At 67.2% G+C, this 5464-nt stretch carries 7 protein-coding genes; 5 read left to right on the top strand and 2 right to left on the bottom strand.

Annotation, left to right across the window (positions count from 1 at the left end; translation table 11 throughout):
• Nucleotide 1 precedes the first annotated feature (1 nt).
• Nucleotides 2–790 (bottom strand): DUF2278 family protein, encoded by a 789-nt coding sequence (locus VF542_RS20150; protein ID WP_408653485.1) that lies wholly within the window; start codon nucleotides 788–790, stop codon nucleotides 2–4.
• A 273-nt stretch (nucleotides 791–1063) separates the two neighbouring features.
• On the opposite strand from VF542_RS20150, the gene VF542_RS20145 reads away from it, so the two are divergent.
• Both VF542_RS20145 and VF542_RS20140 read left to right on the top strand, forming a co-directional pair.
• Nucleotides 1064–1465 (top strand): hypothetical protein, encoded by a 402-nt coding sequence (locus tag VF542_RS20145; RefSeq protein ID WP_408653484.1) that lies wholly within the window; start codon nucleotides 1064–1066, stop codon nucleotides 1463–1465.
• A 249-nt stretch (nucleotides 1466–1714) separates the two neighbouring features.
• Nucleotides 1715–2452 carry a GAF domain-containing protein gene (locus VF542_RS20140; RefSeq protein WP_408653483.1) on the top strand — a complete coding sequence of 246 codons (738 nt, stop codon included), beginning with the start codon at nucleotides 1715–1717 and terminating at the stop codon, nucleotides 2450–2452.
• A gap of 4 nt (nucleotides 2453–2456) precedes the next feature.
• On the opposite strand, the gene VF542_RS20135 is transcribed toward VF542_RS20140, so the two are convergent.
• On the bottom strand, nucleotides 2457–2750 hold the full coding sequence (locus tag VF542_RS20135; protein WP_408653482.1) for a hypothetical protein: 294 nt from the start codon (nucleotides 2748–2750) through the stop codon (nucleotides 2457–2459).
• A 239-nt stretch (nucleotides 2751–2989) separates the two neighbouring features.
• Here VF542_RS20135 and VF542_RS20130 point away from each other — a divergent pair, with 239 nt between their 5' ends.
• The 3 genes from VF542_RS20130 to VF542_RS20120 all read left to right on the top strand — a co-directional run.
• Nucleotides 2990–4063, top strand: coding sequence for a cation diffusion facilitator family transporter (locus VF542_RS20130; protein WP_408653486.1), 1074 nt, complete (start codon nucleotides 2990–2992; stop codon nucleotides 4061–4063).
• Nucleotides 4064–4069: 6 nt separating this feature from the next.
• The gene (prfB, locus tag VF542_RS20125; protein WP_408653481.1) at nucleotides 4070–5161 is read left to right on the top strand and encodes a peptide chain release factor 2; all 1092 of its coding nucleotides are present in this window, start codon (nucleotides 4070–4072) and stop codon (nucleotides 5159–5161) included.
• A gap of 8 nt (nucleotides 5162–5169) precedes the next feature.
• Nucleotides 5170–5464, top strand: a 295-nt coding sequence (locus tag VF542_RS20120; RefSeq protein WP_408653480.1) for an alpha/beta fold hydrolase, incomplete at its 3' end; no start/stop codon positions are given.

The following is a 5464-nucleotide window of genomic DNA, read 5'->3' as shown; positions in this document are numbered from 1 at the left end:
TTCAGCTCGGAAGTCCTTGATCGTTGGTGACCAGCGACTGGGTGTTGAACTTGACCTGCCAGATCGTCACCCCGCCGCCGGCGAGCTGGATGATCACCGCGCCGTCCTGCCAGATGCCGTTCTCCGCCTGGTGCGGACCTGCCGGGTCGCCCTGGTTCAGGTGCACGTTGTGCACGCCCAGGCCGGTCGTGAAAGGTTCGCCCAGGATGTAGATGCGGGCCGCCTGCGGAAGTCGCTGTTCGAGCACATCCAGGGCATTGTCGCCGTCACTGGACACCCAGGGAAAGGACCGCCACCGCAGCGGGAACCGCCACCGCAGCGGGAACCGCCACCCCAACGGGAACCACCGACGCCGCCCGAACCGCGGTAGCCAGTGGCGAATCCACGCGATCAGCTTGTCCAGCGCGGTCGGGGCCCATTCCTGGGAGTTCAGCGGTGCCCTCCGTCGCGCGACCAGCCACCGACGCAGCCGGCTGACCACCCAGCCGTCGCGCAGGATCGGGCTGCGCACGTAGTCCAGGGCGCCGGAGGTGGGGGTCGCCGCCAGCGAGCTGAACCCGTCGCCCAACGCAGCCAGGGTGGGAATGCTCGCCGTGGTCAGGTCGGTGACCAGGCGGTAGCTGACCCCGATACCGGTGGGGGTATCGACATCGAGAGCTGCCTCGTACTGACCGGCGGGTGTGCTGATGCGCAGCTTGCCGTGGTACCAGTGCCCGAAAGCGCCCGGATCCTCGCGAGTGATTGAGACGAACGTGCCGATGGCAACGCCGTAGCCGTGGTCAAGTGCCATGGCCAGCCCCCTCGTCCTCGGTTCTCACTCCGCGGTTTATGAGTCCGCGGGTTATGACTCCGCTGTATTACCCGGGCGGTGATGACTCCGCGGCTATGACGAAGAGGGCGGAATTAGCCCGGCGATACTTCGCTGGTCGTCTACAGCTCGGCCGCATGCCGGGGGGTGGGGGCACACTGGCTTTCATCCTGCTAGCCACTGGTCGGTGACCTCCTATGGCTGGTACAACGGTTTACCGGCTGCCTGTCGGTGAACCCGCGAAGGAGGAATCCGATGACCGCTGAATCCAATGGCATCAAAGAGCCCAACATGTTCCAGCTGAGCGGTCGCGGTGTGAGCGTGAGCCTGGCGCTGACCGGGCTCACCGGGCAGCCGACCCTCACCTACCAGGATTCTCACCACGCGCTGAGCTTCTCCGGCGATCAGGACATCACGGTCGAGGACAGCGCGCTCGGTCAGCTGGTCAGCGTGACCCTGGTGAAGTCCATCGATGCCGGCCACACCTCGTTCAGCGTCCTGATACCACGCCTGAACATCCTCGCCGGCTACAACCATGTCGAAACCCTCGGCATCACCGCCGTGCACAGCACGTCACTTGCCGGTATCGGGCACGGCCAGCTCACCACCTACCACGTCATCCACCTGCACGGCACCGCCAGCCAGATCCAGCCCTGACCGGCCGAGCCATGACCGGCTGAGCCACGACCGGCCGAGCCGTGAGCAGCTGATCCGTCGGCAGCTGCCTCGGCTCGGCTCGATCATCCAGGTGCTGCCGCGTCCAAGGACGCGAACGAGGGCTTGGCAAGAGCTTCGCGCACTGGCGGTACCTGGACGGTTACCCTGCCGACAGTTATGCTGATAACGCTTTCGACTCCGACAGCGGGTCCCCGGCTTCCTGCCCAAGGCTTACCTAATCGGGGTCCCATGCCGCTCACCCGTACCGAGAGCTTCGCGAAGTTCGCTCGCGAACTTGCCACCAAACCGACACTGGCTGCCACCCTGCAGGCAATAGTCGAGCATGCGGCGGCCACCATCCCTGGCGCCGAAGACGCGGCCATCACGGTCAGGCGCGGGACCCAGCGCTACGAGACGGTCGCCTCGACCGGGGAACTGCCCCTCGAGGTCGATGCCATCCAGTACCGGACCGGTGAAGGACCGTGCCTGCAGGCACTGCAGCAGCACCATGTGTTCCGGTCCGATGACATCGGCAGCGATGCCCGCTGGCCAACTTTCGGCCGCGAGGCAAGCGCGAGGACCGAGGCCGTGAGCATGATGTCGCACCGGCTATTTCTCGAAGATTCAGACAGCCTCGGAGCGTTGAACCTTTATTCACGAAAGCCCGCGGCATTCGCGGAGCTGGAAATGACTGTGCTCGATGACCTCGCAACGCACTGTGCGATCGCATTGGCCACCGTGGCCGAACGGGAGCAGAACCAGCACCTGCGTGCCGCCCTGGAGACCAATCGCGACATCGGGGTCGCGATGGGGATCTTGATGGCGTCGAAGTTGGTGACCAAGCAGCAGGCCTTCGACGCGCTGCGCATCACCAGCCAGCACGCTCACCGCAAGCTGCACCTGGTCGCCCTGGATGTCATCGAGACCGGTGAGCTTCCCCGATTCATGCCGATGCCTCGGGACCCGAAGCCCCTCAACTTCAGCTGAACGGTCAGTAATCGGTGGATCCCTCGGTGGACTCGACCCATTCCTGACCGCACAGGATGGAGACGGCTCGTCCGGTGTCGGGATCTTCGGTGCGCACCACGGTGATGCACCGCCGGACGAACAACTGCTCCGCCGGCCATTCGGTCAGCTGGCCGTTGAGCTCGAGCATCCGCGCGTCGCGCCGGACGCGGAAGGTGGCCGTAGGTTGCCCACCACCGCGCATGCCCGGTTCCGGCTGCCAGTGCCCGGCAGGGCAGTACCGGACCGTGCCGTAGACCGGTAGCTCGGAGCTGTGCATGGTTCACCTCCCACGGTGACTGCGGCGGAGTCCAACGATCGAACGTATGTTCGATAATAGACGCCGAATTCCCAGTCGGCCAGAGGTGGCTTTCGATGCCCCGAGTGCGGGTGGCGAGACAGGTCTCCACAAGCTTGCAGAATGAAATTGTGAATCGATCTGGCGACAGCGCACCCATCCGGCCCGATACCGCCGCACCGGTGGAGCCGGTCGGCACGGCAACCGCCGAATTCCGCGACATCGCACCGGCCGAGGCAGGCGAGAGCACGCTGACGGTGCTGCTCGCCCTGGGCGCCAATGCCTCGATCGGGGTGCTCAAGCTGATAGCCGGCCTGGTGACCGGTTCGGGTGCGCTGCTGTCCGAGGCCGCCCACTCGGCAGGGGACACCTCGACCGAACTGTTGCTGCTGACCGCGCTGCGCCGCTCGGATCGCCCGGCGGATCGCGTCCACCCGTTCGGCTACGGCAAGGAGCGCTACTTCTGGTCGCTGCTGGCCGCGGTCACGATCCTGATCTCCGGCGCCGCGTTCTCGATCTTCCAGGGCTTCCACACCATCCTCGGCGAGGCGGAGGAGCCCAGCGACAAGCTGTGGATCAACTACCCGGTGCTGGCGATCGCGTTCGTGCTGGAGGGCATCTCGTTCCGGCAGGCGCTCGGTCAGGTGAAGGGCGCAGCCAGGCGCGGGCGCCGCTCGGTCCGTTCCTACATCAGCGATCCGGAAGACCCGACTGTCAAGAGCGTGGTGCTGGAGGACTCGGCGGCCCTGGTCGGCCTGGTGCTGGCCGGTGCCGGCGTGGGCCTGCACCAGCTCACCGGCTCGGCCTTCTGGGACGGCTTGGCGTCGCTGGCCATCGGGGCGCTGCTGGTGGCGGCCGCCTACGCGCTGGCCCAGACCTGCAAGGGGCTGCTGATCGGCAAGCAGGCCGACATCAGGCTGGTGCGGGCCATCGAGGCGCGGCTGGAGGCACAGCCCGAGATCCTGGACCTGGTGGACGTGCTCACCATGATGACCGGCGTGCACCGGGTGCTGTTGTGCGCCCGGGTGGACTTCGTCGAGGGCACCACCGCCGACGATCTGGAAATGGCCTGCATCCGGATCGATGCCGACCTGCGAGTGGAGTTCCCCTCGCTGGACGAGATCTTCATCCAGCCGGTGCCGCGCAGCGACGCGCTGTTGCGCGAACGGGTTCTCAGCCGCTACGGCCGGGTGCTGGCCGACGAGCCTGACACCGAATCCGCGGCCCGGCGGCGGTCGGCGGCGGCAGGTCGTGGCCAAGGCCGGAACGGATCTCGAGGAGGCCCAGTAGGCTGACCTGCTGTGACCGACGTACCCGCCGAGCTGAAAGAGCTCTCGGCAACCCTGACCAGCATCGAGGCGGTCCTCGACGTAGCCAAGTTGCGCGGCCAGGTGGCCGATCTGGAACGGCAGGCGTCGGACCCCGAACTCTGGAACGACCCCGAGAACGCCCAGAAGGTGACCTCGAAGCTGAGCCACACCCAGGGCCAGATCCGCCGGGTCGAGGAGCTGCGCAGCCGGGTCGATGACGCCGAACTGCTGTGGGAACTCGCCGAGGCCGAGAACGACCCGGACTCCCGCGCCGAGGTGGAGGCAGAGCTGGTCAAGCTCACCAAGGCGATCGGTGAGCTGGAGGTGCAGACGCTGCTGTCGGGCAAGTACGACGCCCGCGAGGCGCTGGTGACGATCCGGTCCGAGGCCGGTGGCGTCGATGCCGCCGACTTCGCCGAGATGCTGATGCGGATGTACCTGCGCTGGGCCGAGCGGCACAACTACGCCACCGAGGTCTATGACACCTCCTACGCCGAGGAGGCCGGCATCAAGTCGGCCACCTTCCAGGTCAAGGCGCCCTACGCCTACGGCACGCTCTCGGTCGAGCAGGGCACCCACCGGCTGGTGCGGATCAGCCCGTTCGACAACCAGGGACGCCGCCAGACCAGCTTCGCCGGGGTCGAGGTGCTGCCGGTGGTCGAGCAGTCCGACCACGTCGAGATTCCCGAGGACGAGCTGCGGGTGGACGTCTACCGGTCGTCCGGCCCCGGTGGCCAGGGCGTCAACACCACCGACTCCGCCGTCCGGATCACCCACCTGCCGACCGGGATCGTGGTCAGCTGCCAGAACGAGCGCAGCCAGATCCAGAACCGGGCCTCGGCGATGGCGGTGCTGCAGGCCAAGCTCCTGGAACGCCGCCGCGAGCAGGAGAAGGCCGCGATGGACGACCTCAAGGACGCCGGCAACAGCTGGGGCAACCAGATGCGTTCCTACGTCCTGCACCCGTACCAGATGGTCAAGGACCTGCGCACCGAGCACGAGGTCGGCAACCCGTCCGCGGTGCTGGACGGCGACATCGACGACTTCATCGAGGCCGGCATCCGCTGGCGTCGGTCGGCCTGAGCCCGACGATGGCTGACTGGTACCCCCAACCCGAGCCCACCGGCGAGGGCCTGCTCGACGTCGGCGACGGCAACCGGGTCTTCTGGCAGACCTCCGGCAACCCCGACGGCAAGCCGGCGGTGATGCTGCACGGCGGTCCGGGCACCGGCTGCCCGCCGGGGATGGCCCGCGGGTTCGACCCGGAGCGCTACCGGGTGGTGCTGTTCGACCAGCGTGGCAGCGGCCGCAGCACTCCGCACGCCAGCGACCCGACGGCCGACCTGAGTGTCAACACGACCTGGCACCTGGTCGGCGACCTCGAAC

Origin of the sequence: Jatrophihabitans sp. (assembly GCF_036389215.1) — a bacterium.
Taxonomy (GTDB): Bacteria; Actinomycetota; Actinomycetes; order Mycobacteriales; family Jatrophihabitantaceae; genus Jatrophihabitans_A.
The sequence above is the reverse complement of the archived record's forward strand: the minus strand, read 5'-3'. Positions and strand labels throughout refer to the sequence as shown.

Bases quoted from the DNA above. Each gene is read 5' to 3' on its own strand.
- VF542_RS20150 (WP_408653485.1), bottom strand. From the start codon at position 790: ATGGCACTTGACCACGGCTACGGCGTTGCCATCGGCACGTTCGTCTCA.
- VF542_RS20145 (WP_408653484.1), top strand. From the start codon at position 1,064: ATGACCGCTGAATCCAATGGCATCAAAGAGCCCAACATGTTCCAGCTG.
- VF542_RS20140 (WP_408653483.1), top strand. From the start codon at position 1,715: ATGCCGCTCACCCGTACCGAGAGCTTCGCGAAGTTCGCTCGCGAACTT.
- VF542_RS20135 (WP_408653482.1), bottom strand. From the start codon at position 2,750: ATGCACAGCTCCGAGCTACCGGTCTACGGCACGGTCCGGTACTGCCCT.